Annotated in this window: 16 protein-coding genes; 10 read left to right on the top strand and 6 right to left on the bottom strand. The window is 60.6% G+C overall.

From position 1 onward, the window contains the following. The first annotated feature begins 7 nt into the window (after positions 1-7). Positions 8-2,221, top strand: a complete 2,214-nt coding sequence (locus V0U79_RS10710) for a glycoside hydrolase family 3 N-terminal domain-containing protein (protein ID WP_330199505.1) — start codon at positions 8-10, stop codon at positions 2,219-2,221. 43 nt (positions 2,222-2,264) lie between these two features. Here the strand turns inward: V0U79_RS10710 and V0U79_RS10705 are convergent, their stop codons facing one another. Next, a complete protein-coding gene (locus V0U79_RS10705) occupies positions 2,265-3,650 on the bottom strand; it encodes a M24 family metallopeptidase (RefSeq protein WP_330199504.1) in 1,386 nt (461 codons plus the stop codon). 166 nt (positions 3,651-3,816) lie between these two features. On the opposite strand from V0U79_RS10705, the gene V0U79_RS10700 reads away from it, so the two are divergent. Continuing rightward, a complete protein-coding gene (locus V0U79_RS10700) occupies positions 3,817-5,406 on the top strand; it encodes an AbgT family transporter (RefSeq protein ID WP_330199503.1) in 1,590 nt (529 codons plus the stop codon). A gap of 6 nt (positions 5,407-5,412) precedes the next feature. On the opposite strand, the gene V0U79_RS10695 is transcribed toward V0U79_RS10700, so the two are convergent. Further along, a complete protein-coding gene (locus tag V0U79_RS10695) occupies positions 5,413-6,321 on the bottom strand; it encodes a TSUP family transporter (RefSeq protein ID WP_330199502.1) in 909 nt (302 codons plus the stop codon). Between the two features lie 331 nt (positions 6,322-6,652). Between V0U79_RS10695 and V0U79_RS10690 the strand changes: the two genes are divergently transcribed. Continuing rightward, positions 6,653-7,702, top strand: coding sequence for a LacI family DNA-binding transcriptional regulator (locus tag V0U79_RS10690; protein ID WP_330199501.1), 1,050 nt, complete (start codon positions 6,653-6,655; stop codon positions 7,700-7,702). 15 nt (positions 7,703-7,717) lie between these two features. Here the strand turns inward: V0U79_RS10690 and V0U79_RS10685 are convergent, their stop codons facing one another. The 4 genes from V0U79_RS10685 to V0U79_RS10670 are packed head-to-tail and all read right to left on the bottom strand — an operon-like array spanning position 7,718 to position 13,739. Next, positions 7,718-9,226 carry a tryptophan halogenase family protein gene (locus tag V0U79_RS10685; protein ID WP_330199500.1) on the bottom strand — a complete coding sequence of 503 codons (1,509 nt, stop codon included), beginning with the start codon at positions 9,224-9,226 and terminating at the stop codon, positions 7,718-7,720. Then, on the bottom strand, positions 9,223-10,770 hold the full coding sequence (locus V0U79_RS10680; RefSeq protein ID WP_330199499.1) for a tryptophan halogenase family protein: 1,548 nt from the start codon (positions 10,768-10,770) through the stop codon (positions 9,223-9,225). The genes V0U79_RS10685 and V0U79_RS10680 overlap by 4 nt, the downstream gene beginning before the upstream one ends. After that, entirely contained in the window at positions 10,763-12,205 is a 1,443-nt protein-coding gene (locus tag V0U79_RS10675) for a tryptophan 7-halogenase (RefSeq protein ID WP_330199498.1), read from the bottom strand. The genes V0U79_RS10680 and V0U79_RS10675 overlap by 8 nt, the downstream gene beginning before the upstream one ends. Positions 12,206-12,209: 4 nt before the next feature. Beyond that, the gene (locus V0U79_RS10670; protein WP_330199497.1) at positions 12,210-13,739 is read right to left on the bottom strand and encodes a tryptophan halogenase family protein; all 1,530 of its coding nucleotides are present in this window, start codon (positions 13,737-13,739) and stop codon (positions 12,210-12,212) included. 171 nt (positions 13,740-13,910) lie between these two features. On the opposite strand from V0U79_RS10670, the gene V0U79_RS10665 reads away from it, so the two are divergent. The 7 genes from V0U79_RS10665 (at position 13,911) to glk (ending at position 26,623) form a co-directional block, all read left to right on the top strand. Beyond that, on the top strand, positions 13,911-17,081 hold the full coding sequence (locus V0U79_RS10665) for a TonB-dependent receptor (RefSeq protein WP_330199496.1): 3,171 nt from the start codon (positions 13,911-13,913) through the stop codon (positions 17,079-17,081). Between the two features lie 219 nt (positions 17,082-17,300). Beyond that, positions 17,301-19,901 (top strand): glycoside hydrolase family 3 protein, encoded by a 2,601-nt coding sequence (locus tag V0U79_RS10660; RefSeq protein ID WP_330199495.1) that lies wholly within the window; start codon positions 17,301-17,303, stop codon positions 19,899-19,901. A 64-nt stretch (positions 19,902-19,965) separates the two neighbouring features. Next, positions 19,966-21,612, top strand: coding sequence for a sodium/sugar symporter (locus tag V0U79_RS10655; protein WP_330199494.1), 1,647 nt, complete (start codon positions 19,966-19,968; stop codon positions 21,610-21,612). Further along, positions 21,612-23,087, top strand: a complete 1,476-nt coding sequence (zwf, locus tag V0U79_RS10650; RefSeq protein ID WP_330199493.1) for a glucose-6-phosphate dehydrogenase — start codon at positions 21,612-21,614, stop codon at positions 23,085-23,087. Before V0U79_RS10655 ends, zwf begins: the two co-directional genes overlap by 1 nt. Further along, positions 23,071-23,820 carry a 6-phosphogluconolactonase gene (gene pgl, locus V0U79_RS10645; RefSeq protein ID WP_330199492.1) on the top strand — a complete coding sequence of 250 codons (750 nt, stop codon included), beginning with the start codon at positions 23,071-23,073 and terminating at the stop codon, positions 23,818-23,820. The genes zwf and pgl overlap by 17 nt, the downstream gene beginning before the upstream one ends. Then, positions 23,817-25,655 carry a phosphogluconate dehydratase gene (gene edd / locus V0U79_RS10640; protein WP_330199491.1) on the top strand — a complete coding sequence of 613 codons (1,839 nt, stop codon included), beginning with the start codon at positions 23,817-23,819 and terminating at the stop codon, positions 25,653-25,655. The genes pgl and edd overlap by 4 nt, the downstream gene beginning before the upstream one ends. Beyond that, a complete protein-coding gene (gene glk, locus V0U79_RS10635) occupies positions 25,655-26,623 on the top strand; it encodes a glucokinase (RefSeq protein ID WP_330199490.1) in 969 nt (322 codons plus the stop codon). Before edd ends, glk begins: the two co-directional genes overlap by 1 nt.

Below are 26,623 nucleotides of genomic sequence, written 5' to 3'. Positions count from 1 at the left end.
AGCCGTCATGACGAATGTGCGGGAAGCGAAGGCAATGACCAGTTCGCAGGATGTGGAAGACCGGATTGCAGCCCTGCTGGAGGGCATGTCGCTGGAAGAGAAGATCGGCCAGTTGAACCTGGTCCAGTGCACAGGCCCCGATGTGGTCGAGGATTTGGCGGATGACATTCGGGCCGGGCGTATCGGTTCGATCCTCAATGTCGTTGATCCTGAAGCGATCAGAGCGCTCCAGCACATTGCCGTTCATGAGAGCCGTCACGGTATTCCCTTGCTGATCGGCCGCGATGTCATTCACGGTTTTCATACGATCGCACCCTTGCCCCTCGGTCAGGCGGCCAGCTGGAATCCGGACCTCGTGCGGGATTGCGCCCGGATTGCTGCGCAGGAGGCCAGCGCGTTCGGGATCAACTGGACCTTCGCTCCGATGATCGACATTGCGCGTGACCCGCGCTGGGGACGAATTGCCGAAAGCCTCGGCGAAGACCCCTTCCTGACGGGCGAGCTGGGTGCCGCTATGGTCACCGGATTTCAGATGAGCGAAACCGGCGAGGCGGACACGATGATCGCCTGCGCCAAACACTTTGCCGGCTATGGCGCGTCTGAAGCCGGCCGCGACTACAACACGACGAATATCCCGCTGAATGAGTTGCGAAACGTCTATCTGCCGCCTTTCCTCGCCGCGCGGGAGGCGGGTGTCGGGACCTTCATGACGTCGTTCAGCGACATTGACGGCATTCCTGCGACGGCCAACGACTTCCTGTTGAAGACGGTGCTGAGGGAAGAGTGGAATTTTGATGGCGCTGTCGTGAGTGACTGGGATGCCATTCACCAGCTTTGTGTTCATGGCCTGTGCGAAAACGACACCGAGGCCACTTATCTCTCGGCCACCGCTGGCGTTGATATCGACATGGTCAGCGCAGCCTATCCGCGTCACCTGCCCGAGCTGGTCACTGCCGGCCGTCTGTCCGAACGCCGCATTGATGAGCTGGCCGGAAATGTGCTCAGGGCGAAGATCCATGGCGGGCTGATGGATCGTGATGTGACGGCGTTTCCTGCCCAGCCATCGCGCATGGCGGCACTGGCGGCCGTTCGCAAGGCGGCTGAGCAAAGCCTTGTCCTGCTGCGCAATGAGCATGCCGTTCTGCCTCTGGGTACCGACCGGATCGAACGCCTTGCCGTCATCGGACCGCTGGCCGACGAGCCTGCCGAGCAATTGGGGACATGGGTCTTTGATGGCGATGCCAGCCGCAGCGTGACGCCGCTATCGGCCCTCCAGTCCATGCTGACCGGGGTGGCGGAGATCGATTATGTGCGGGCGCTCGAGACCAGCCGGAGTATGGACCGGTCCGGTTTTGAAGCCGCCCGGAATGCGGCTGCCAGCGCCGATGTGGCCATTCTGTTCCTCGGGGAAGAAGCTATTTTGTCCGGTGAAGCGCATTGCAGGGCCGATATCACCCTGCCCGGCGCGCAGGCCGATCTGGTGCGGGAAGTGCGCAAGGCGGGAACGCCGGTAATCGGGGTCATCCTGGCTGGCCGGCCGCTGGCGCTGGCTGAAATGATCGACCAGTTCGATGCGCTGATCTACGCATGGCACCCCGGATCCATGGGCGGGCCGGCCATCGCGGATATGCTGTTTGGCCGGTGCGTGCCGTGCGGCAAGCTGCCGGTAAGCTTCCCCACCCTGTCCGGTCAGGTGCCGATCTATTACAGCCACAAGCAGACGGGCCGGCCGGCGACACCGGAAACGGTCATTCATATTGATGATATTCCGGCCGGTGCCGAACAGACATCGCTGGGGATGACGGCCTTCCATCTGGATGCCGGTTATCAGCCGCTTTTCCCGTTCGGTTTCGGTCTCAGCTACACGTCATTTGCCTATCACGACCTGGCGATCGACCGGCAGGAGATCCCCCTGGGTGGACGGGTTGTCGTTGAAGCCTCGATCACGAATACCGGTGAGTGTGCGGGTACGGAAATCGTTCAGCTTTATGTCCGGGACCGCTTCGGAAGCCTGACCCGGCCGGTTCGGGAATTGAAAGGTTTCGAGCGGGTTGAGCTCGCGCCCGGCGAAACGCGGCGGGTCTCGTTCGAATTGCACACAGATGATCTGGCCTTCTTCGGCCGTGACGGACAATTCGCGGCTGAACCGGGCGATTTCGATATCTGGGTCGCCGCATCGAGCGTGGGCGGGCTGCATGGAAGCATCACCCTGTTGCCATAGGTACCGGATGTTGCGGCTGGACGGCTCGTAAGCATTCCGCCGGTCAATCGGACGGGATCAGGACGAGTTCCGTCTGGCGGCCATCCAGAAAGCGTACCGTTTCACCATCGAAAAAGGCATTCTCCTCGGACCGGAAATCGACGATCTGGTCATCCCATTCCGGGACCGGGTTGAAGGTTGTCAGCTCTATCGACCAGGCCGTGTCCGGATAGATGTCAGGTGCGCCGCGCGGCGTTTCGCCCTGATTGTCCCAGAATCCGATCGCGGGTCCGGCACCATGACCGTGAAGCCCGATCGGGTGAGTGTAGATGGAGGGGTTCAGCCCCTGCTCGACGGCCTCGGCGCGCGCGCGTGCAAGCACTTCATTGCCCGACAGGCCGGACCGGAAATGAGACAGCAGGATATCCTGCACCCGGTTGGTGGCCTGCAATCCCTCGGCCAGTCCGGCGGGAGCCGACGTTTCTCCGGGCCGCAGGACATAGGCGAGATGCTGTGTGTCAGTGTTGAGCCGCAAATAGGTGATGCCGAAATCGGTCCATAGAAGGTCGCCGGGAAGGATGATCTCATCACCGCGCAACATGCCATCATGGCCCGCGCGCTGGATACCGACAGAGGGATGGAACCAGGGCACCAGACCAAGGCGTGACAATTCCTCGCGATACCACCAGACAACGTCATCGGCGGTGGTCGTTCCGGGCGTGATGACCTCGCGGGAGAAGGCCCGCCCCATCAGGGAATGAGCGATCCGCACGATGCCGGGGTAGATATCCATCTCCGACGCTGTCCGGGTTTCGAGCCAGCGCACGGACAGCCTCTCTCCGGAAATGATCCGTTCCTGATAGGCGGCTGGCAGGGCCGACATCATGGCGCGGTACTGGCTTACCGTCATGCCGTCACCAAAGGCCGTCATTTCCGCAGTGTTGATCGCGATCGACGCGGGGTCGCGGTCGACGATGATATCGGCAACGGCTTGCCATTGATCAGGCTGCTCCTCTGGAACCCAGGAGGGAGCAAACAGTCCGGCAAGGCCGTAACGGCTGACGGTCAGACGTTCAACGGGACGGCCATCGCCAGGGTCGAAGAAAATCAGGATGGTCCGGCGGCGCGCGGCCATGCTGCGGGCGTCGAGCAGGCTGGCGACGACCGGTTCCTCGAAATACTCGCGAGACATCAGGACCCACATGTCCACGCCCTGTTCGCGCATGATTTGCGGCAGAACACTTTCGAGCCGGTCAGCAATGATCCGGTCAATGACCGGTGCCCGGTCGCGTTGAGGCAGAATGTCCGGCATGTCCGGTGCCGCGGTCTCGGTGTCATGCATTGGCTGAAGCGGTGGCTCGGTGTGCTGCGCATTCAGTTCACCGCCGAGTGCGAAAGCCACAAGGCTCGACAATGCGATTGCCAATATTCTGACTGCCTGGCCGGTCATGCTATCCCCCGTGCTGATCCCGAACCGTTGGACTGTTCCGGTGTCTGCCAACATGGTCAAGCGGCAAGCCTGCTGGCGCAATGTGGAAAGCCTCGCCGAAAAAGCTTGAATTTCCCGCATTTTCCGGCCTTGTTCTCTCCATTCCCCGCATTGAACGGAGCAGAAAATGGCCGCAGACGCCCGAGAGACTTCCGCGCCCCGGCGCAATTTTTTCACCCGCTTCCTGGACGGGGTGGAATGGCTCGGAAATCTGCTGCCGCACCCGGTGACCCTGTTTGCCCTGCTGGCCGTTGGCATTGTGCTTCTGTCCGGGCTTCTGGGGGCGATCGGCCTTGCCGTGGAAGACCCCAGGCCGGTTGGAACGTCGGGCCGTGCCGATGATGGCATGATCCGCGCCGTCAGCCTTTTGAGCGGTGATGGCATCCGCCGCATCTTTACCGGTCTGACCACGAATTTCACCAATTTCGCGCCACTGGGCGTGGTGCTGGTGGCGATGCTGGGCGTCGGCGTGGCCGAGCGCTCGGGGCTTTTGTCCTCGGCGGTGCGCGCCCTCGTCCTGGGCGTGCCAAAGCATGTTGTCACAGTGGCCATCGTCTTTGCCGGTATTGTTTCCAATACCGCTTCCGAGGTGGGCTATGTGGTGCTGATCCCGCTGGCCGGTGCGATTTTCTATGCGCTGGGCCGTCACCCGCTGGCTGGCATGGCGGCCGCCTTCGCCGGGGTCTCCGGCGGGTATAGTGCCAATCTGCTGATCGGCACGATCGATCCGCTGCTGGCCGGTATCACGCAGGAAGCCGCCCGGCTGATCGATCCGGAGTATGTCGTTCTGGCGACCGCGAACTGGTATTTCATGGTCGCGTCGACCTTCCTGATCACCCTTGTCGGCTCGCTGGTCTCGATCTTCATCGTCGAACCGAAGCTGGGAAAATTCGACGCCGGGAAAGCCGATCCAGACATTCTCGACGATCGCATGATGGAGCCGCTCAGCGACAAGGAGCGAAAGGGCCTGATGTGGGCAGGCTTCGCCTTGCTGGGCGTTCTGGCGCTGATGGCCGTCACGCTGGTGCCGGAATGGGGAATCCTGCGCAATCCCGATACCGGCGACCGGATCAATGCGCCTTTCTTCCGCGGTTTCGTTGTGTGGATCCTGATCTTCTTCGTCGCTACCGGCTTTGCCTATGGCCGCGTGGTGGGCACGATGAAGAATGACCGGGACGTTATCAATGCGATGGCGGCGGCATTGTCCTCGCTGGGCCTTTACATCGTGCTGGTCTTCTTTGCAGCGCAGTTCGTGGCCTTCTTCGGCTGGACCAATCTGGGTGCCATCACGGCGGTGACAGGGGCCAATTTCCTGCAGGATACCGGCATGACCGGGCCGGCGCTCTTCATCCTGTTCATCCTGATGTGCTGCTTCGTCAATCTGATGCTGGGTTCGGCCTCGGCGCAATGGGCTGTCACCGCGCCGATCTTCGTACCGATGCTGATGCTGATCGGCTATTCGCCGGAAGTGATCCAGGCGGCCTACCGGATCGGGGATTCCACCACCAATATCATCACCCCGATGATGAGTTATTTCGGGCTGATCCTGGCCTGGGCCACACGCTACAAGTCTGATCTCGGCGTGGGCACGCTGATCGCGATGATGCTGCCCTACACGATCTTCTTCATCATCACCTGGTCGAGCTTCTTCTTCCTCTGGACCTTTGGCTTCGATCTGCCGGTCGGGCCGGGCTCACCGACCTATTATTCGCCCTGATGCCCTCTATGCGCCCTGAAGCGACATGGCGATCAGCGCGGCACTGGAGATCACGATCCAGAGCCCGGCTCCGAGTTTGAGCCGGAAGGCGCCCAGCCAGACTGCCAGCCGCGGTGCCAGAAATCCTCCGAGGACGACCGCTGGCGCCGCAAAAAGCAGAATCTCGGAGACAAGATTGCCTGATAGAAGATGATACGGCACCCCGGCCACAACCGAGATGGCCGAGACGATGACCGCGGATGCCACCGTCAGTTCGAGCGGGAAACGCCGGAGGAAAAGGTAGAGCGCCATCAGCTCGCCAACGCCGACCGAAAACAGGGCGGTGGCGACCCCGCCGGCCAGGCCGATAGTGGCCAGGGCAAGATAGTCCGCCTGTTCGAACCGGACCCGGGCCCGGTGATTTCCACGCGACAGGAAAAGCTGGAGCAACAGCGCCGTGCCCAGACCGATCGAGAAGATCTTGAACAGGAGGAAGGACAGGAGCGGGTCCGGCCGGGCGAGATATTGCGTGGCCAGCATGGATGCCAGGCTCAAGGGCAGAACCAGGGCGATAACCAGCCATAGCCTGTCCTGTCCATTCGCTGCCCGGTCGGTGACCGGTGTTTTCCGATACCGGTTCAGCCAGGTCAGCGATCCTGTTGTCATGCCAAAACACTGGATGGCGAAGCTGACACCAATCGTCTGTGCGGGCGAGACGTCCATGATCCCCGTTTCGCGGAGCATGGAAAATGCCGGGACGAAAACGACGCCGCCACCCACGCCGGTCGAATTCGCCACAAGCGCGCCAAAAAGGCCGATCGCGGCAAAGGGTGAGAAGGCCAGAAGCGGGCCGGCTGCGGCCGCGAAGTAGACAATCCCGCCATAGGCCAGGCAGAGAAGCAGGATGATCGTGCCGAGCAGGAGTCGAAAATTCATGGGCATGTCTGTCGTCGGCTCGATGCGGTCGGCGGCGAGTGGCCGACTCTCCGGTTGAAAATCTCATGCGCAGGAAAACGCGTCCTAACCTGCAATCCGCCCCTGTCAAATCGTCGCGCTGAGGTCACCGCGCCCTATCAGCCCACAAAGCGTTCTCCTGCAAGCCTGCCGGCCTGTCTGGGCGAGGCCGGGAAGCCGGGAAGTTGCATCAGACTCGAATTGTTACCGTTAACATTTTTGTTGAGAAACTATCCAATGGCAGGATAAAGCTACACAATCCGTTCCGTCGACTGATTCCGCACCGCGCTTGCCGGAACCGGGTGGGAGAAGAATGAACAAGAAGCAGAAAATCACCATCCAGGACGTGGCTGAAATGGCGGCGGTCTCGCCCATGACGGTCTCCCGCGTGCTGAACAATAAAGGCGTGGTGAAGGAGGCAACCCGGAAACGGGTACAGGAAGCGATGCGGGCGCTGAAATACCGCCCGAATCTCATGGCCCGCAATCTGGCCGGCCGGTCGGGCCTGTTCCTGGGCCTCATCTACCGGAATCCGAGTTATGGATATCTCAGCGAATTCCTGCTCGGAGCGTTGAATACCTGCCGCCGCCTGGGTCACAACCTGGTTGTGGAAGAGCCGTTTATCGACCGGAAGATGGTCGATCTGGAACTGATTGAACGCCGTTTTCTCGATACCAGCATTCAGGCGCTGATTGTTGTGCCGCCCCTATCGGATGATCCCCAGCTGATCGACGTCCTTGAACGGATCAAGATTCCTTATGTCTGCGTGAGTCCCCGGCTGGATCATTATGCCGGTCCCGGTGTCGGCATTACCGAAACCGAAGCGGCGCGGGAGATGACGGAATACCTGCTGGATCTGGGCCATGAACGCATCGGCTTTATCAAGGGGCCGCCGGATCACAGGGCGAGTGAATTGCGCCTGACAGGTTACAAGCAGGCATTTGAGGCCCGCGGACTGGCGGTTGATCCCGGCCTCATTGGCGAAGGCGACTTTACCTATGTGTCTGGCATGCGGGCCGCCAAGGCATTGCTGGAATCGACCAATCGGCCGACAGCCATTTTCGCCAGCAATGATGACATGGCGTTCGGTGTGATCAATGCCGTCCACCGGTCGGGACTAAGCGTTCCCGATGACATGTCCGTTGTCGGTTTCGATGATACGCCAGCGGCCTCGGCAACCTGGCCGCCGCTGACCACCATCCACCAGCCGATCCGGGAACTGGCCTCCGCCGCGATCGAAATGCTCGAGCGTCTGGTCGAGCAATCCGCCTCCGATACGGCTGTCGAACCGGAAAAGCTGCGGTTGGCTCACAAGTTGGTCGTCAGGGAATCGGCGGGGCCGCCGCCGGCCGGGACGGGCTGATCTGCTCTGGATGGCCTAGGCCATCTGGCATCGCTTTTTCAGATACTGATCGTGGTCCTCGAACTGCTCGAGGCATTTGTTCATGGCGCGGCGGATCTCTGCCATACGCTGATCCAGCATCTGATCAGGAATATGATTGACGACCGGATGATAGCGCTTCGGCCGCAAATTCTGACCTTCGAACACGGCGAACCAGCTATGTTCCCCGAACAGCTCATTGTCGTGCCGGTACAGCCGTCCATTCTCGAGATAGATATCGATGCGCTGGCGCAGTGTCTCGGGCAGCTCCATCGTGCGCACATAGTTCCAGAACGGTGTGTCGTCGCGCTGGGTGGCGCAATAGTGAAGGATCAGGAAATCGCGAACCTGTTTGAACTCGGCCAGCGTGCGCTCATTGTAATAGTCGATATCCTTCTCGTTGAAGCACTTGTCCGGGAAGTTCGTCATCAGGCGGGCAATGGCGGTCTGGATGAGGTGGATGGATGTTGATTCCAGCGGCTCAAGGAAGCCGGAGGCCAGGCCCAGGGACACGACATTCTTGTTCCACGGCTTCTTGCGGATGCCCGTCTTGAAGCGCAGGAAGCGGGGTTCGGAAATCGGTTCACCATCGAGGCCGGATTGCAACTTCGCGCAGGCCTCGTCATCACTGATGTACTCGCTGCAATAGACATGGCCATTGCCCAGCCGGTTCTGTAGCGGAATGCGCCATTGCCAGCCGGATTCATGGGCTGTGGCGCGCGTGAAGGGTGTCAGTGGCCCGGCCAGTTCACAGGCCTGTGCGACGGCCCGGTCAACCGGGAGATAATTCGACCAGTCATCATATCCCGACTTCAGGGTCTGCTCGATCAGCAGCCCGCGGAACCCGGTGCAATCGATGAAAAGTTCGGCGGCGATCTCTTCGCCGGATTCCAGTGTGACGCTCTGGACAAAACCGTCCTCCGGCCGTTGCTTGACCTCGACAATCTTGCCTTCAATGCGCTGGACGCCGCGGCCTTCCGCGACCTCGCGCATGTATTTTCCGTAAAGGCTGGCATCAAACTGGTAGGCATATTCGATCGTCGCCAGCGGCGAAGAGCGGACATTCGGTTGCGGGTGGGTGAATTTGTTCAGCTTGGAGGCCAGAACCTGCAGATTGTAGTCATCAATCGGGGCGGCGCCCGGCTTCTGGATATGGCGCAGCCAGAAATGATGAAAGTGAATGCCGTCCATGTTCACGCCGAACGGGCTGAATGGGTGAAAATACCGGTCCCCGATCTGGCCCCAGTTCACGAATTCGATGCCCAGCTTGAACGTCGCATTGGTGCGGCGGAGATATTCCTCCTCCTTCAGGCCGACCAGCTGATTGAAATAGCGGATGTGGGGGATGGTCGCTTCTCCCACACCGACCGTACCGATCTCGTCGGATTCAATGAGGCGAATGCGGACAGTGGGATCCTTCAGCAGGATGGATAATCCGGCTGCGGCCATCCATCCGGCGGTTCCGCCGCCAATGATGGCGATCTCCCTGATGTTCAGATCTGTCATCTTTCTCCCCCCGCTCCCCGTTCGGCGTCCTTGCCGGACCATGCATATGTCTCGAGGAAGGCCCGGTGTGTCTGCATGTTGCTGACGGCGCTTGTCATGGCCGACTTCATTGACTGCAGGCTTCTTGTTATGCCGGCAGGGTCAACCGTGCGGACGATCGGATCAATGGATTTTGGCACAATGTTCTGTCCCATCATCACCGCAACCCAGCTCGGCTTTGAAAACAGCTCATCCTCATAACGGAAGACCCGGCCGGCCTCCCGGAACAGTTCGATCCTGTCTGTCAGCGAGTCCGGGATGTCCATGGTCCGGGTGTAATTCCAGAACGGGCTGTCATCCCGCGTCGTGGCCTTGTAGTGCAGAATGATGAAGTCGCGGACCTGCTCGAACTTCTTCACCAGCTGCCGGTTGTATTCGTCGCGGACAACAGAGGGCATGTCGGCTGCCGGAAAAAGCGCGATGAATTTGCTGATGCCTTCCTGGATCAGGAAAAGCGATGTTGATTCGAGCGGCTCGAGAAATCCTCCGGAGAGACCGACCGCGACACAGTTCTTTTCCCAGAATTTCGCGCGATGGCCGGTTCGGAACCGGATTTTCCGCGGTGAGCCGATGACGTCGCCATCCAGATCCTTGAGCAGGCTGTCGATCGCCTCATCATCACTCAGGAGATGGCTGGCATAGATATGGCCATTGCCGGTCCGATGCTGGGTCGGGATCCGCCATTGCCAGCCGGCCGTTTTTGCCGTGGACACCGTATAGGGCAGAATCGCGTCGCCTCGCTCGCAGGCCACCGCCTGGGCCGTGTCGCAGGGAAGCCAGTGCGACCAGTCGCGGAAGGGCACGCCCAGCGTCTTCTCGATGAGCAGGCCGTGAAAGCCGGTGCAGTCGAAAAACAGATCACCCGCCACGGACTGGCCGTTATCCAGATCAATGGCGGTGATATTGCCGGTCTGTGCATCCTGGTGCACCTCCGTCACCCTGCCTTCGATACGCTGGACGCCGCGCTGTTCCGCATAGTTGCGGAGATAGGCGGCATAGGCGGTGGCGTCGAAATGGTAGGCATAGCGCAGCTGCGACAGCACGGATCGCGGATTGGCATCCGGCATGGTGAACTTGCCGCTTTTTGCCGCCACTGCACTGAGACTGAATTCCTCGATCGTACTGCCGGGATGGTCCGCCTTGTAGCGCAGCCAGAACTGGTGGAAGTCGATACCATTCATATCCACCCCGTGCTGGCCAAAGGGGTGGATATAATCTTCGCCAAGCCCGCCCCAGTTCAGGAAGCGTATGCCCAGCTTGAACGTGCCATTGGTGGCCTTCAGGAAATCCGTCTCCGGAATGCCGAGCAGGGCGTTGAAGTTGATGATGTCCGGAATTGTCGCCTCGCCGACGCCGATCGTGCCGATCTGTTCGGACTCAACGAGCGAAATGCCCACCTGGTCGGCCGGTAGCAGGCTCGACAGGGCGGCGGCCGTCATCCAGCCGGCGGACCCGCCGCCGACAATGACAATCTGCCTGATTGCGGGAGGCCGGGTCTCAGGCATGGTTCTGCCTCCGGAGATATTGTTTGAAACGGTTCAGATAGACATTGTGAGGCGGCATCTTTGAAACCAGTTGCCGGATCGACTGTTTCATCCGCGCCAGGGCCTGGTCGCTTTCGGCCGCTGCAAGCCCGTCGATCTGCCGGTCATAGTGTTCCGGCCGGCGGCCCAGGCCCATATGCGCAATTGTCCAGTCCTCCTCATTGAAGGGTTCCAGATCGTAGCTGGTCAGGATGCCCCGGTTCCCGAACTGGCTGATCTTGCGCTGAAGCTTGGCATTTTCCGTGCTCGCTGCTGCCGCCTGCCAATACGGTTCTTCCGGAGCTGACACGGACAGAAAGAGCGCATCGTGGAAGATCCGGATGTGTTCAACGTCCTCCAGGAAGCGCCGGTTGAATTCGCGCCGTTCGACGGTCATGCCCGCTGATGCCGGGACAAGTTCCAACAGGCGTTCGATATCGCGCCGCAGCATGATCATTGGCGCCGGGGTCAGCGGTTCGATGACGCTGGCGGCATGCCCGATGGCAACGCAATTGCCGACCCAGGCCTCTGACAGTTCGCCGAGTGCGATGGAAACAGCCGAAGGGGCCTCTGCACCGGCATCGTCCGCCCCGACGCGGATCATGCGCTCGGCCGTTTGCAAGTGGGCCTTACTGGTCCAGCCCGCCGCATCGGCTTCGATGGTCAGGCAGGGCGGTCCTGGCTGTTGTGTCTCCCGGACACTCAGTCCGGCACGGATTGTCCGTTCAGTCCGGAAGCGCCCGCCGGCGGCCTCGATGATGCGTCTCGACGGGCCATTGGCATCGATGAACAGATCAGCGGTGACGGTCTGGCCATTTTCCAGCTGGATGGCGGAGACAAGGCCATCCTCAATCGCGACTTCGACAATCGGGGATGTGATGCGCCGCACCCGGCTTCCGGCGACAAGCTGATCAAGCTGCGCCGTCCATTCGGCGGGGTCGAACTGGTAGCCATATTCGGCCCCGGACAAATCATTGTCGGGATCAGATGGTGGATGCGCAAAACGCCCGGCCCTGGCGGCCTGGGCGGATATCAGAAAAGGCTCCAGTGCCAGTCCGGCGCGTGTGATGTGATGGCGGAGGGGAATGCCGGCTATCGTCGGGAAAGGCGCATGGTGGCATTGCATCCAGCCGCCTGAGCCCGGCCAGTGCCGATATTCGGTTCCATAGGAAAATGATGTCCCGGTCGCGAGGATGAGGGCCGGTTCGCCCAGGCCGGCACGTCGCAGAAAGTTGTAGATTTCCGGATCGGCGGCGTGACCGTAAACGAGATCCTCTGGCGGGGCGCCGGGTTCCATGATCTGGATAATCTCGAAACCCTGGCCGAGGCTGTTGGCGAGGCTTATGGCGGCCAGATTGCCGGCAAGTCCGCCGCCGCTGACCACTATGGGCCGGGGTTTGCCTGTTGAAGCGCCCATCCGCTCAGTGTCCGGCCGCGAGAACTGGCCGGGAACCGGAGGCAGCGCCATATTGCTGCAGGAATTCGGCTTGTGATGGCGTTGCGGCCACGGCTTGCGCGGTCTCCATCCTTATCCGTTCCAGTCGTTCCATCATCGTGGTCATATCATACCGGTCCACCCGGGGGTCGTGGCTTTCGGGAACCAGGTTCTGGCCCAGCATCACTGCGACCCAGCTCGGTGGCAAAAAGGTTCCGAATTCGTATTTCAGGACATAGCCACGCGCCGTCCACGCCGAGATTTTCTCCTGCAGGCTGTCGGGCAGTTCCATCGAACGGAAATAGCGCCACATCTCGCTGTCATCGCGTTGCGTGGCGACGTAATGCAAAAGAAGGAAGTCCCTCACGCGCTCGAAGTTCAGCGCCATGCGATCATTGTATTCGGCGATATCCTGCGCCTCGATCGCATCAATGGGGAACAGCTCGACCAGCGCTGTTATGCCTTCCTGGATCAGGTGGATGGACGTGGATTCGAGTGGCTCAAGAAACCCGGCCGACAAGCCGATACTGACCACATTGCGGTTCCAGAACTTCTTCCGCCTGCCGGTTTTGAAGAAAAGCTGCTTGGGATCCGCGAGGGAGGGGCCTTCCAGCGAACTCATCAACTGGCTGGTGGCTTCGTCATCGGAGATGAACTCGTTCCAGTAGACATGCCCGTTGCCGGTCCGGTGTTGCAAGGGGATGCGCCATTGCCAGCCCGCGGTCCGTGCCGTTGCCCGCGTATAGGGCAGCAGTTCGCCCCGTGATTCGCAGGGAACCGCGATGGCACGATTGCAGGGCAGCCAGTGGCTCCAGTCCTCATATCCGGTTTCCAGCGCCTGCTCGATCAGCAGGCCACGAAAGCCGGAGCAATCGACGAAGAGGTCGGCCTCGATTTTTGCGCCGCTCTCGAGCGTGACCGATCTGACGGCGCCGGTTTCACCGTCAAGCTCGACATCATTGACCCGCCCCTCGACACGCCGCGTGCCATTCTCCTCGCTGTAAGACCGGAGGAAGCGGGCATAAAGACTCGCATCAAACTGATAGGCATAGCCGAAATTCGACCCGATCGTGTTGACATCGCCTTCGGGAATTCGGAACCGCCCCTTTTCGGCCGCGAGAACCGGGTAGGAATAGTCGCTGAGGCGTACCTTATTGCCCCCTTGTCGCGAACGGAGCCAGAACTGGTGGAAGTCCAGATCATCGAGCGGTAAACCGTAATCTCCGAACGGGTGAATATAATGATCGCCCAGCCGGCCCCAGTCGCAAAACTGGATGCCCAGTTTGAATGTGGCCTCGGTCGATTTCATGAAATTCTGCTCGTCAATACCGAGCGCCTGATTGAAAAGCCGGATGTGTGGCAAGGTTGCCTCACCGACGCCAACAGTCCCGATCTGGTCCGATTCGACGAGCGTGATTTCCAGGTCCAAGCCTTTGAATTTTCTGGAAAGCGCGGCGGCACTCATCCAGCCGGCTGTGCCGCCGCCCAAAATGCAAATTCTCGAAATCCTGCCCACTTTCGCTCCCCCGGAAACCCGGAAAACAGTGCCAATACGGATCACCTATTGCAAAGGGTTTAGCATTTATGGTAGCGCTAACAATACAGATGTCTGCTGAACTGATGCCTTTGCGGGAATCCGTCACGGCAAGCGTCGAGTGAAAAAAGAACGTGCTAGGGGAGAGAGCTCGTGACCAATTCCAACAAGTCCCGCCGCTGGGGGGCAAGCAAATATGCCCTGTTGGCCACCACCGCTCTGGTGACCGCTTTCGGTGCGCCGGGAGCCATGGCGCAGGACGCCGAAACCGACACCGATGAAAATGCAGAAGCCCGGGACGTTGTTGTCGTCCGGGGTGTGCGCGGTGCATTGCTGAATGCGCGGAATATCCGGCGCAATTCAGACACGCTTGTTGATTCCATTGCGGCAACGGATGTTTCCGAATTGCCGGACCTCTCTGTCGCCGAGGCGCTCTCGCGTGTGCCGGGTGTTGTGACCCAGCGGTTCGAGCTGGGTGGCAGTGATGGTGACTTCCCGTCGCCAGAAGGGTCGGGCAACATTATTCGCGGCCTGCAATATGTCCGTTCGGAATTCAATGGCCGCGATGCCTTCAGTGCGAATGGTGGCCGCGCTCTGGAATGGGCAAGCATCCCGCCGGAGCTGATCGGCGCTGTCGAGGTTTACAAGAACCAGACCGCCAGCATGGTCGAGGGTGGCATTTCCGGTACGGTCAATCTGCGCACGCTTCTGCCTTTTGATCGTGATGACCGGATCGCCGTTTTTGCAGCGGATCAGACATTTACGGACCTGGCTGAAGAGTGGAGCCCGGGTTTCAGCGTAGTGCTGGGGGATTCCTGGGATACCGCCAACGGGCGGTTTGGTTTGCTCGGCTCCTTCTCCACTTCAGAGCTGCAGTCCAACATTAACGGGTTCCAGTACGGCCCGCTTCTGGCCATTTCCAATCCGGATGTGCCGAGCACGAACATGGCACTGCCGGGCGGCTGGCAGGCGCGCGATGCCGATATCAATCGGGCGCGCGACAGCTATTATCTGGCCAGCCAATGGCGCTCGTCGGGTGGCAATGTGGAGTTCAGTTTCACGGCTATCCGGGTCGAAAACGAGATCGAGACCAATGAGCGCACGATCGAGTTCTTCACGGATGCCGAATCCTGGGCAAGCTGGTCCATTCTGGACGGTCCCGGCTCGCGCAGCTTCCGCCCGTTCGCATCGGAAGGGCTGCCGCGTTGTAATGGCGCCGGTGAAGCCGCCAATGGCGGTATCGGCATCTGCGAAAATCTGATCCCTGTTGGAAGCGGACTGATGGAATCCGGCGTTGTTTCCAACAATCTGCGCGACTGGCTGGGTCAGACGGGCAATCTCCAGACGCCTTTGCAGTCGCTGGCAATTGCGCAGCGGCAGGAATCGATGACGCAGGATTTTGCAGCCAATCTGCAATGGCGTGTCAGTGATCGCCTGTTTGTCGAGCTGGATGCGCATTACACAGAGGCCGAGGCATCGCTTCAGCGTTTGTGGACCGGTGGCAATCACTTTGCGGATTACCGGTTCGATTTCTCGGATATCGAAAATCCGCAAATCGAACTCTTCATGTCCGATCAGGTGCGGCTTGCTGACTGGGGTGGTACTTTCCGTGGCGCCGATCCTGGCATCCTCGGTGATCTTAATGATCCGCGCTATGCCTTCCTGTTGTATTCGGCAGACGAATTCCAGGACAATTCGGGCGATTTGTTCGCAACGCGCGGCGACGCCCAGTATGAATTCGACGGTGATGGCTGGTTTGACTCGATTGATTTCGGCGCCCGCTATTCGCGGCGTGAACAGAACAATCGAAGCGCAGGTCTCAACTGGGCCGCAATTGCGCCGCCGTGGGCGGGCGGTTACTTGCCGTATGCCAACCTCACGGACGGCGCCTACGACGTTCATAATTTCGCCGACTTCCAACGTGGCGGAGTGTTCCTGGGTACCAACACCTCAATTGTCTTCCCCAGCAGAGCGCAGATGCAGGATTACACCGCATTTGTGAACATGTTGGCGGGGCAGCCGCTGATCGGCGGCGGCGTGAATGGCGACGGCAACCTGCAGCTGGGAGATTGGGTCCCGCTGCGTCAGAATGGCGTTGTCGATTATGCAAATCGTGGGTCTGATGGTTCGGTAAGGGAAGAGACGTTCAACGCCTACTTCCAGACCAACTATAGCCGGGAGCTTCAGAATGGTCAGTCGCTCTCCGGTAATTTTGGTCTCCGGTATATCAATTCGGAAACGACTGGCGGCGGCATTCTGTCCTTTGCGGAATTGGCAGCCGACAATCCCGCCGACCCGACGCAGCCGAGAGATTTCCTCCCGGAAACGGCCGCATATCTGGATCAGGCGAATACCCAGAATTCGATTTCCAATTCGTACTCCTACGTTCTCCCGTCTTTCAATCTCAGATGGGACCTGAATGACGAGTGGCTGGTCCGTGTTGCGGCAAGCCGCGCGATTACGCCGGCCAATATCGCCGACCTTAACTCGAATCAAAGCCAGGTAGCGGAGCTGGGCTTCGTGGTGGATCCAACCGCCACGCCGCCGGTGATTACGGATGTTGTTCTCGGCGGTATCAATGTATTCGGCGGAAACCCGAATCTCGCGCCGATTGAATCGACAAATCTCGACGTTGCGGTTGAATGGTATTTCGGCAGCGACGGTCTGTTCACCGTGTCGGCTTTCTACAAGGAGCTCGAGAATATCATCGTCTACGGTGAGGAAGTGGTCGATACGATCACGCTCGACGGGTATACGGTTCCGGTTACCTATTTTGGCAACACGAACCGCAACAATGGTAACGTTGAAGGTATCGAAATTGCCTACCAGCAATTCTTTACTGAATGGCCCGGTCTGCTTGGAAATCTGGGTGTTCAGGCCAACTTCACCTATCTCGCTTCCGAGGCGACGGCATTGCCAACGGTGCGCGATCAGGACTCTGATGGTGTCGATGGCTTCCTGACTGTCTATCGCTGGGGTGTCGCCGACCTTCTGGGTCTGTCTGACTACTCCTACAATCTGATCGGCATCTATCAGAGCGATACTCTGGAGGCGCGTCTCGCCTATAACTGGCGCTCTGAATATGTCAGCTCCTATCGCGATTATATTACCGGCAACCCGATCATCCAGGATGATATCGGCTTCCTCGACGCTTCGGTGCGTTGGGATATAACCGACAACATCACGGTCCGGGCGCAGGTGGCCAACATTCTCGATACAAAATCTGTTGCCTATCAGCAGGTTGACGCTCGAGGGCAGCGGTTTGGACGATCCGTTTTCGTCAATGACCGACGGTTTGAATTCGGCTTGCGCTACGAATTCTAACGTCCTGCCCCCGAATTGGTTGGATGGCTAAAGGCGGGGCAGGCTGCAAAGCCTGCCCCTTCCTGTATGCGGGACAGGGGCCGGCCCGGCGTGTGCCAACCGTTCATGACGCGGCGCGCGGACCCGGATTCCGGCTGTCCTTTCAACACAAACCAGACAGGGGGCGGGAGGGTGAAATGCCTTCTGAAACCCTCGAATCCCGCCGCTCCAGAGGCTTAGATGACGCACAAGATCAAACACGTTCCGGTTCTGCTTCTGTCGGTATCGGCTTTTGCCCTGATGCTGACGGCCTGCCAGCCGGCAAACCCGGAAATGGCGGAACCCTCACCGGACGCGGTTGAGGCGGATGAAACCGCTTCCGCAGAAAGCACGGCGATCACGGTTTCCAATGGCACCAGCAGCGTTGTTGTCGATCCGGCTAATTGGCCGGAAGGGGAATCGGGTGTGGAGAGAGACCCGGAAATCGAGGCCTTCATTGCCGATCTTGTCTCCCGGATGAGTGTTGAAGAGAAGGTCGGACAGATTATCCAGGCCGATATTTCGACGGTGACGCCGGAACTGGCGGCGCAATACAATCTCGGATCCATTCTGAATGGCGGAAATTCCGGACCCGGTGACGACAATTTCGCGCCGCCGGAGGCCTGGCTGGCCCTGGCCGATGAATACTACAACGCGTCCACGGATACGTCTGATGGCGGCGTGGGTATTCCCATTATCTGGGGAACTGACGCGGTCCATGGCCATTCAAATATCGTCGGGGCCACGCTGTTTCCGCACAATATCGGACTGGGTGCTGCCAATGACCCGGACCTGATCCGCCGGATTGGCGAAGTGACGGCTCTGGAAATCCGCGCCACCGGTCAGGACTGGACGTTTGCGCCCACCCTGGCCGTTGTCCAGAACGATACCTGGGGGCGGACCTATGAGGGATATTCCGAAAACCCGGAGATCGTGGCCCGCCTGAGCGCGCCGATGGTCGAGGGGCTTCAGGGTCTGGCCGGATCCGACGATCTGCTGGGCGCCGACCATATCGTCGCGACCGCCAAGCACTGGGTCGGGGATGGTGGCACGGACCGGGGTATCGATCAGGGCGATAACCGGTCAAGCGAAGCCGAGATGAGAGATATTCACGCAGCCGGCTATCGGCCGGCGATCGCTGCGGGCGTCCAGACTGTCATGGCGTCGTTCAATTCTTGGCACGGTGTGAAAATGCACGGCAATGGCGCCATGCTGACCGACGTGCTGGTTGATCGTATGGGCTTTGATGGCTTTGTCATCGGCGACTGGGAAGGCCATGGCCAGATTGCCGGTTGCGAAAACGAGAATTGCCCGCAGGCCCTGCTGGCCGGTGTCGACATGTATATGGCATCCGGAAGCTGGCGCGGCCTGTATGAAAGCCTGCTGGCGCAGGTCCGCGATGGCACCATTCCGATGGAGCGCCTGGACGAGGCCGTTACGCGCATTCTCCGGGTCAAGGCGCGCGCCGGCCTGTTCGACGGTGTTGCCCCGTCCCAGCGGCCTCATGCCGGCGACTTCGATCTGATCGGCAGTGAGGCCCATCGCGCCGTTGCCCGCGAGGCGGTGCGCCGTTCGCTGGTCCTTTTGCGGAATGATGATGGTCTCCTGCCACTGGATCCGGGCGCCCATGTCCTGCTGGCCGGCCCGGGTGCCGACAATATCCGCATCCAGTCCGGTGGCTGGACCATCAACTGGCAGGGTGATGGTCACACCAATGAGGACTTCCCCGGCGGTCAGTCCGTGTTCGATGCCTTTGAGGAGGCGCTGTCCGGAGCCGGAGGTCGCGTAACGCTCAGCGAGGAAGGCGGCTATACGGACCGGCCTGATGTTGCGGTTGTGGTATTCGGCGAGGAACCCTATGCGGAATTCGTCGGTGACCGTGAAACAGTCGATTTTGACGATGACAGGGGGCTGGACTTGCTGCGGCAGTTCCAGGCCGATGGCATCCCGACGGTAGCGGTTTTCATCTCGGGCCGTCCGCTCTGGGTAAACACCGAACTGAATGCTTCCGATGCTTTCGTAGCGGCCTGGCTGCCCGGTTCGGAAGCCGGCGGAATTGCCGACGTTCTGGTTGGCAATGCCGATGGTACGCCGCGTCATGATTTCACGGGCCGGCTCTCCTATTCCTGGCCGCGCAGAGCAGACCAGACGGTTCTGAACCCCTGGGACGAAGGCTATGAGCCGCTTTTCGCCTACGGCTTTGGTCTCAGCTATGCAGAACCGGGCGAGCCTTTCGTTGAGCTCAGCGAGGAGAGCGGTCTATCCGAGACGGGCGGGGACCGGCTTGTGCTGATGGAAAACGGCCGTGCGATGAGCGGGCTGGCCCTGATGCTTTCGAGCGGCGGTGAAGCGGTCGCAGTAAATGGTCCCGACGCGGCGACACCGGACGGTCTTGTTTCCACCACGCTGGATGAGCGCGATGTCCAGGACGACACGCGCCGGTTCAACTGGTCCGATAATGCTTCGGTGCGCCTGACGGGCGAGGCCAGCGATCTTCCGGACAATCAGCTGATCCAGATTTCCTACCAGGTGACGGATAGTGGGAACGGGCCGGTGAGCTTTGCCATGGGATGTGGTGAGGGCTGTGAAGGCGCGGTTGATGTTACAGCGGGCATTCGCTGGGCCGAGAACAAGGACTGGCAGATTGCCAGCTTGCCGCTACGCTGCTTTGCCGAGGCCGGGGCAGATCTTTCTGCCATCGACGCGCCTCTCATCATTACCGGCCCGGAAGGGCTGGATCTTTGGATCGACGACATTTCGATCAGCGGCGAAGCGGCCGAAGATGCCGCGTGTGAGCTCTGACCGATGGCTGCCGCCAGGCAAACCGTTGCTGGGGCCGGTTGTGCTCCGGCCATGAGGAGAAATCATGACTCTTGAGACCATCGATCTCGCGATTGTCGCCGGCTATGTGCTGGCACTGATCGCCATCGCCACTCTGGTGAGCCGCGAAAAAGCCGGTCACACCAAGGATTCAACGGATTACTTCCTGGCCGGCAAGGCGCTGCCCTGGTGGGCGGTCGGTGCCTCGCTGATCGCGGCCAATATCTCGGCCGAGCAGATCATCGGGCAGTCCGGACAAGGATATGTCGTCGGTCTCGCCATCGCCGCCTATGAATGGCAGGCGGCGATCGTGCTGCTGATCGTTGCCAAGTATTTCCTGCCGATCTTCCTCGAGCGGAACATCTACACCATGCCGCAATTTCTCGATCAGCGGTTTGGCGGCGGTGTCAAATCGATCATGGCAGTGTTCTGGATTGCCCTGTACACGGCGGTCAATCTGACCAGCGTGCTCTGGCTGGGCGGTCTGGCGATCAATGCGGTTTCCGGCCTTGCCGTCTGGCCCGCCATGGCCGGGCTGGCTGCGGTCGCCATTGTCTATTCCATCTATGGCGGTCTGAAAGCCGTCGCCCTGACCGACATTATCCAGGTCGTCATCCTCATTCTTGGGGGCATTCTGATCACGTGGATCGCCCTGTCCCTGGTGGGGGATGGCGCTGGACCGATGCAGGGCTTCTTTACTCTGCTGGACGGCTTCCCCGGTCATTTCAACATGATCCTCAACCCGGAGCATCCGAGCTATTCCAATCTGCCGGGTATCTGGACGCTGCTCGGCGGACTGTGGGTGCTGCACTTCTCATACTGGGGCTTCAACCAGTACATCATCCAGAGGGCGCTCGGCTCGAAGAGCCTGGCCGAAGCGCGCAAGGGCCTCGCCTTTGCCGCGTCGCTGAAACTGCTGATCCCGGTCATCGTGGTTGTACCGGGTATCGCAGCCCTTCACCTCGCCCAGAACGGCATGATTGACCAGGCGACGCTCGATGCGCGCCCGGACAGCACTTATGGCGTGCTGATGACGCTGGTTCCGGCCGGTATCCGCGGCCTGGTGTTTGCCGCGCTGATTGCGGCGATCGTGTCTTCGCTCGCCTCCATGATGAACTCGATCTCGACGATCTTCACCATGGACCTCTACCGGGCCATCCGGAAGGACAAGTCCGAGCATCACTATGTGACCGTGGGCCGGATCACGGCGTTTTCGGCCATGGCCATTGCGTTGATCCTCGCCCAGCCCTTCCTGGGTGGTATGGAAAGCGCCTTCCAGACGATCCAGGAATATACCGGCTTTGTCGCTCCGGGCGTGGTGGCCGTCTTCCTGCTGGGCTTCTTCTGGAAGCGGACCAATACGGCCGGTGCCTTCGCTCTGCTGATCAGCTCGGTGGTGTTGTCCTTCCTGTTCTGGCTGATGGCCAATCCCGCAGCCATTGGCGGTGCCGGCAGCGGGCTGTTGTCGGCGTTCGGGCTCGAAGCGCTTGATCTGCCCTTCGTCATCCGGATCTGGATCGTGTTCATCGCCTGCCTGGTGATCGGCGTGGTTGTTTCGCACGTGACCGGAAAGCCGGCGGAAGACCGGCCGGTCGAACTCGGCGGAATCCGGTTCGCAACCGAGCCGGTTTTCAACATGGCCAGCCTGGTGATCATCGCGATCCTGATCGGTATTTATGGAGCATTCTGGTAGTGGCTGCGCTTGTACCCGTAGAGCCTTTTGATCTCGCTATTTTCGGAGCGACGGGGGATCTGGCGCTGGGCAAGTTATTGCCCTCGCTGTTCCACCGCTGGTGTGACCGCCAGATTCCCGAAAGTTCGCGGATCATTGCCGTTGCACGTGACGAGCTCGACGATGATGCCTTTCGTCAGCTCGTACGGCAGCGCTATCTCGACGGGCATGAGCGCAATCTTGATGAGGACAGTAACTGGCAGGCCTTTGCCGAGCGGCTGACCTATGTGCCGCTGAACGCGGCGGACCGGGATGGGTCCTGGGACAAGCTGCAGGATGTATTCGGCACCAGCGAAAACCTGCGCCTGTTCTATCTGGCTCTGCCGCCCAGCCTCTATGCGCCGGTCTCGGAAAACCTGGCGCATCACGCGCTGAATGTGCCGGGATCGCGCATTGTGCTGGAAAAGCCGATCGGGTCGAACTTCCATACCGCCCGCGAGATAAACGAGCGGGTCGGGGCCGTGTTTGGCGAGGATGCGATCTTCCGCATCGATCATTATCTCGGCAAGGAGTCAGTCCAGAACCTGTTGATCCTGCGGTTTGGAAATTTCCTGTTCGAGCCGATGTGGAATGCGACCGGCATCGACCATGTCCAGATAACGGTGGCCGAATCCGTCGGCGCGGGAAAGCGGGCAAGCTATTACGACACCGCCGGCGCGCTCCGGGATATGGTCCAGAACCATCTGCTCCAGCTGATGTGTCTTGTCGCCATGGAGCCGCCCTCTGATCTGGGAGCCGACACGGTCCGGACCGAGAAGCTGAAAATCCTGCAAGCGCTTCGCCCGATCGGCCGGGCCGAGATCACCGACAAGGTGATCCGCGCGCAGTACAGTTCCGGGGCCATCAAGGGGGTGGCTGTTCCCGGTTATCAGGAAGAGCTGGGCTCAAAGAGCGGAACCGAGACCTTCGTGTCGGTCAAGGCCGAGATCGATAACTGGCGCTGGGCAGGTGTGCCTTTCTACCTGCGGACCGGCAAGCGCATGTCGCGCCGCTATTCGGAAATCGTCATCCAGTTCAAGCCGGTGCCGCATGATGTGGTGCAGGCCGACAGTGGAAAGATTCAGCCCAACCGGCTGATCATCCGCCTGCAGCCCGATGAGGCTGTCCGCCTGATGCTGATGACCAAGGATCCCGGCCCGGGCGGGGTCCGCCTGCGCTATGTGCCGCTCAATCTGAGCTATGCCGATACTTTCGAGAAGGATTATCCGGATGCCTATGAGCGCCTGTTGATGGCGGTCATCCGGGGCAATCTCGGCCTGTTCATGCGCCGTGACGAGGTGGAAGCCGCGTGGCGCTGGACCGACCGCATTCTGCAGAGCTGGGAGGATGCGCAGAGCCCGTTGCAGACCTATCCGGCCGGCACAGACGGCCCGACTGCCTCGGCGCTCATGCTGGCGAGGGACAACAGGGAATGGTTCGATGAAGGCAGTGCTTGAGCTGATGACAGACTTCCGTGAATACGACGAGTTTGATGGGCTTGTCGCAGATGTCAGCGATCAGATCGCCGAGGCTCTGGATGCCGCCATCAAGTCTCGCGGCCATGCTGTTTTTGCTGTGTCGGGCGGCTCTACGCCGCTACCCGTCTATGAGCGTCTGTCCCATTACCCGCTGGACTGGAGCAAGGTCACAATCGTTCTGGTCGATGACCGCTGGGTCGAGCCGGGTCTGAAGGGATCGAATGAAGGGGCTATCCGGTCTGACCTGTTGAAAGGGTCTGCCGCGTCAGCGCGTTTCATCGGGCTGAAGACGCCACATGGCCGCCCGGATGAAGCGGAAGAGGCGGTCAATGAACGCCTGGCCATCCTGGAACGGCCCTTTGATGTCGTGGTTCTGGGTATGGGCGGTGATGGTCATACCGCGAGCTGGTTTCCGCATGCCGAGGGACTGGCGGCGGCCCTGGCGGAGGATGCGCCGATGGCCGTGGCGCTGACGGCCGAGCGTTCCGAGATCACTGGCCCCTTCACCGAACGCATGACGCTCAGCAGGGCCGCGTTGCGCGGGGCGCGCTTCACAATCCTTTTGCTGAAAGGACAGGACAAGCGCGAAACCTGGATCCGGGCCGTCAATCCGGGGCCGGTCGAGGACATGCCCGTTCGGGCCCTGATCAATGACCCGTCGATCGAGCCGATCGTGTTCTGGGCGCCAGCGGATGGCGAGGCCGCGTCATGAACCGGCCGGCTGTGCTTCGCGAGGTCACGGACCGGATTATCGGCCGCAGCCGCGAAAGCCGGGCGGCCTATCTGGACCTGATGCGATCCATGCGATCGGAGGGACCGCGGCGCTTGTCCCTGTCATGTGGAAATATCGCGCATGGCTATGCAGCCTGTCCGGCGTCAGACAAGGAAGAAATGCGCGGTGAGCGGGCGGCGAATATCGGCATTGTTACCGCTTATAATGACATGCTGTCGGCGCATCAGCCCTTCCAGACCTATCCCGATATCATCAAGGCGGCGCTGCGAGAGGTCCGGGCAACCGGGCAGGTAGCCGGCGGTGTTCCAGCCATGTGTGACGGTGTCACCCAGGGTCAGGACGGCATGGAATTGTCGCTGTTCAGCCGCGATGTCATCGCCATGTCGACCGCCATTGCCCTGTCGCATGACATGTTCGACGGCGTACTGGCATTGGGCGTGTGCGACAAGATAGTGCCCGGCCTGTTGATGGGAGCGCTGCGTTTCGGGCATTTGCCGGCGATCTTCGTGCCGGCCGGTCCGATGCGTTCGGGTCTGCCGAACCCGGAAAAGGCCAGGATCCGTCAGCTTTATGCCGAGGGCAAGGTTGGCCGGGAAAAGCTGCTGGCAGCGGAATCTGCCAGCTATCATTCTCCGGGTACCTGCACCTTCTATGGCACCGCCAATTCCAACCAGATGCTGATGGAGATCATGGGGCTGCACCTGCCGGGCGCGGCCTTCATCAATCCGGATGATCCGCTCCGCCCGCGTCTGACCGAGGCAGCCGCGCGGCGGATCGTTGACCTGACAGCGTCGGGTTCTTCGCCGACACCGCTCTGTGAAGTGGTGGATGAGCGCGCCATTGTGAACGCGATTGTCGGGCTTCATGCCACGGGCGGCTCGACCAATCACACCCTGCACCTCGTCGCGATTGCACGGGCGGCCGGGATCATTATCGACTGGGATGATTTTGACGATCTGGCCGGTGTGACGCCGCTATTGTGCCGCATCTATCCGAATGGCCCTGCCGATGTGAACCATTTCCACGCCGCGGGCGGGCTGGCGCTGGTGATCCGCGAATTGCTCGATGCCGGCCTGCTGCATGAGGATGTCCAAACCGTCGCGGGCAGAGGCCTGGCGGCTTATGCGGAAGAACCGGTCGAGGCGGGTGACGGGGTCAGATGGCAGGCGGGAACGCCGGTCAGTGCCGATACTGATATCGTGCGCGGTGTTGCGGAGCCCTTCTCCGCCGATGGCGGGCTGAAAGTCCTGGACGGGCCGCTGGGCCGTGCGGTGATCAAGGTATCGGCGGTCAAGCCGGAACATCGCATTGTCACCGCACCGGCGATTGTCTTCGACGATCAGGACAGTTTCCTCGAACGTTTCAGGGCCGGGGAACTGGATCGCGATTTCATAGCCGTCATCCGTTTCCAGGGTCCGCGTGCCAACGGTATGCCCGAATTGCACAAGTTGTCGCCGTCGCTGGGCGTTCTCCAGGATCGTGGCTTCAAGGTGGCGCTGGTGACCGATGGCCGGATGTCGGGTGCGTCCGGAAAGGTGCCGTCGGCCATCCATGTCTGCCCGGAAGCGGCCTGTGGCGGCCCCCTCGCGAAGGTCATGGACGGTGATGTCATCACGCTGAATGGCGAGACCGGTGAATTGTCGGTTGACCCATCCGTGCTGGAGCGAACGCCTGCCAGATTCGAACCGGTCAGTGAGTCCGGCCTTGGACGCGAACTGTTTGCCGGATTCCGGTCGGTCGCGTCCAGTGCCGAGACGGGGGGTATTTCGCTGCCCGGTATCGACCAGGCTGTTCAGTCCGGGGAGACGGTCTGATGTCGTCGACCTATCTGGTGGCGGATATAGGCGGAACCAATGCGCGTTTTGCCATCGCGGAAGGCGCCGCTGAAAGCGGATTCACACTGAAACATGTCCAGCGCCTCCGGGCCGAGGATTTCGAGAATCTTCGCGATGCTGCGAATGCGTTTCTGGAAAGCATTGATGACGAGCGCCCGGATTCCGGCTGCATTGCGGTTGCCGGACCGGTGGGTGGCAGCGTCGTTCGCCTGACAAATTCCCGCTGGCGGTTTGAACCGAAAGAGCTGGCCGAGGAGCTACGGCTCAAGAAGCTGGTCGCCATCAATGATTTTGCGGCCCAGGCCCGAGGCGCCCCGCTGTGCCCGGCTGACGGCGTGATCTCCGTTTGCCCCGGAACCCCGCAGCTGGATACACCGATTGCCGTCCTGGGGCCGGGAACCGGTCTGGGCCTCGGCCTGTTGATGCCGGGACGCGATCATGTCCATGTCGTTGCAACCGAGGGCGGCCATGCCGGGTTTGCGCCGCGCACGGATATCGAGGTCGAGGTCGGGCGTTTCATAGCCGACGAGTATGGCTTTGTTTCCTGGGAAAGGCTGCTGTCCGGACGGGGGCTGGTGAATATCCATCGGGCACTCTGCCATATCGAGGGGGTGCGCTGGCCCGGTCATCGGCCGGAAAACATCACCGAGGAAGCGCTCGCCAACCGCGATTCGCTGTGTGGCCGGGTGGTGGATCTCTTTCTGGCTGCGCTGGGCGCCTATGCCGGAGATATCAGCGTCATTACCGGTGCCCGGGGCGGGACCTTCCTGGCGGGCGGCATACTGCCGACCATTGCCGGCATGTTGCCCGACAGCGCCTTCAATGCCCGCCGATCACGGCGCGGGCCAATGACCCAGTACGTCGAATCCATACCGGTTGACCTCATCACCACAGATGCTGCCGCCTTGCTGGGCGCGGGGGCCATTGCGGAAGCAGGAGAGGCCTGA

The organism is Hyphobacterium lacteum, assembly GCF_036330345.1.
Classification (GTDB): Bacteria; Pseudomonadota; Alphaproteobacteria; order Caulobacterales; family Maricaulaceae; genus Hyphobacterium; species Hyphobacterium lacteum.
The sequence above is the reverse complement of the archived record's forward strand: the minus strand, read 5'-3'. Positions and strand labels throughout refer to the sequence as shown.

Bases quoted from the DNA above. Each gene is read 5' to 3' on its own strand.
- V0U79_RS10690 (WP_330199501.1), top strand. From the start codon at position 6,653: ATGAACAAGAAGCAGAAAATCACCATCCAGGACGTGGCTGAAATGGCG.
- V0U79_RS10695 (WP_330199502.1), bottom strand. From the start codon at position 6,321: ATGAATTTTCGACTCCTGCTCGGCACGATCATCCTGCTTCTCTGCCTG.
- V0U79_RS10685 (WP_330199500.1), bottom strand. From the start codon at position 9,226: ATGACAGATCTGAACATCAGGGAGATCGCCATCATTGGCGGCGGAACC.
- V0U79_RS10675 (WP_330199498.1), bottom strand. From the start codon at position 12,205: ATGGGCGCTTCAACAGGCAAACCCCGGCCCATAGTGGTCAGCGGCGGC.
- V0U79_RS10710 (WP_330199505.1), top strand. From the start codon at position 8: ATGACGAATGTGCGGGAAGCGAAGGCAATGACCAGTTCGCAGGATGTG.
- pgl (WP_330199492.1), top strand. From the start codon at position 23,071: ATGAAGGCAGTGCTTGAGCTGATGACAGACTTCCGTGAATACGACGAG.
- V0U79_RS10705 (WP_330199504.1), bottom strand. From the start codon at position 3,650: ATGACCGGCCAGGCAGTCAGAATATTGGCAATCGCATTGTCGAGCCTT.
- V0U79_RS10660 (WP_330199495.1), top strand. From the start codon at position 17,301: ATGACGCACAAGATCAAACACGTTCCGGTTCTGCTTCTGTCGGTATCG.
- glk (WP_330199490.1), top strand. From the start codon at position 25,655: ATGTCGTCGACCTATCTGGTGGCGGATATAGGCGGAACCAATGCGCGT.
- edd (WP_330199491.1), top strand. From the start codon at position 23,817: ATGAACCGGCCGGCTGTGCTTCGCGAGGTCACGGACCGGATTATCGGC.
- V0U79_RS10680 (WP_330199499.1), bottom strand. From the start codon at position 10,770: ATGCCTGAGACCCGGCCTCCCGCAATCAGGCAGATTGTCATTGTCGGC.
- V0U79_RS10655 (WP_330199494.1), top strand. From the start codon at position 19,966: ATGACTCTTGAGACCATCGATCTCGCGATTGTCGCCGGCTATGTGCTG.
- V0U79_RS10700 (WP_330199503.1), top strand. From the start codon at position 3,817: ATGGCCGCAGACGCCCGAGAGACTTCCGCGCCCCGGCGCAATTTTTTC.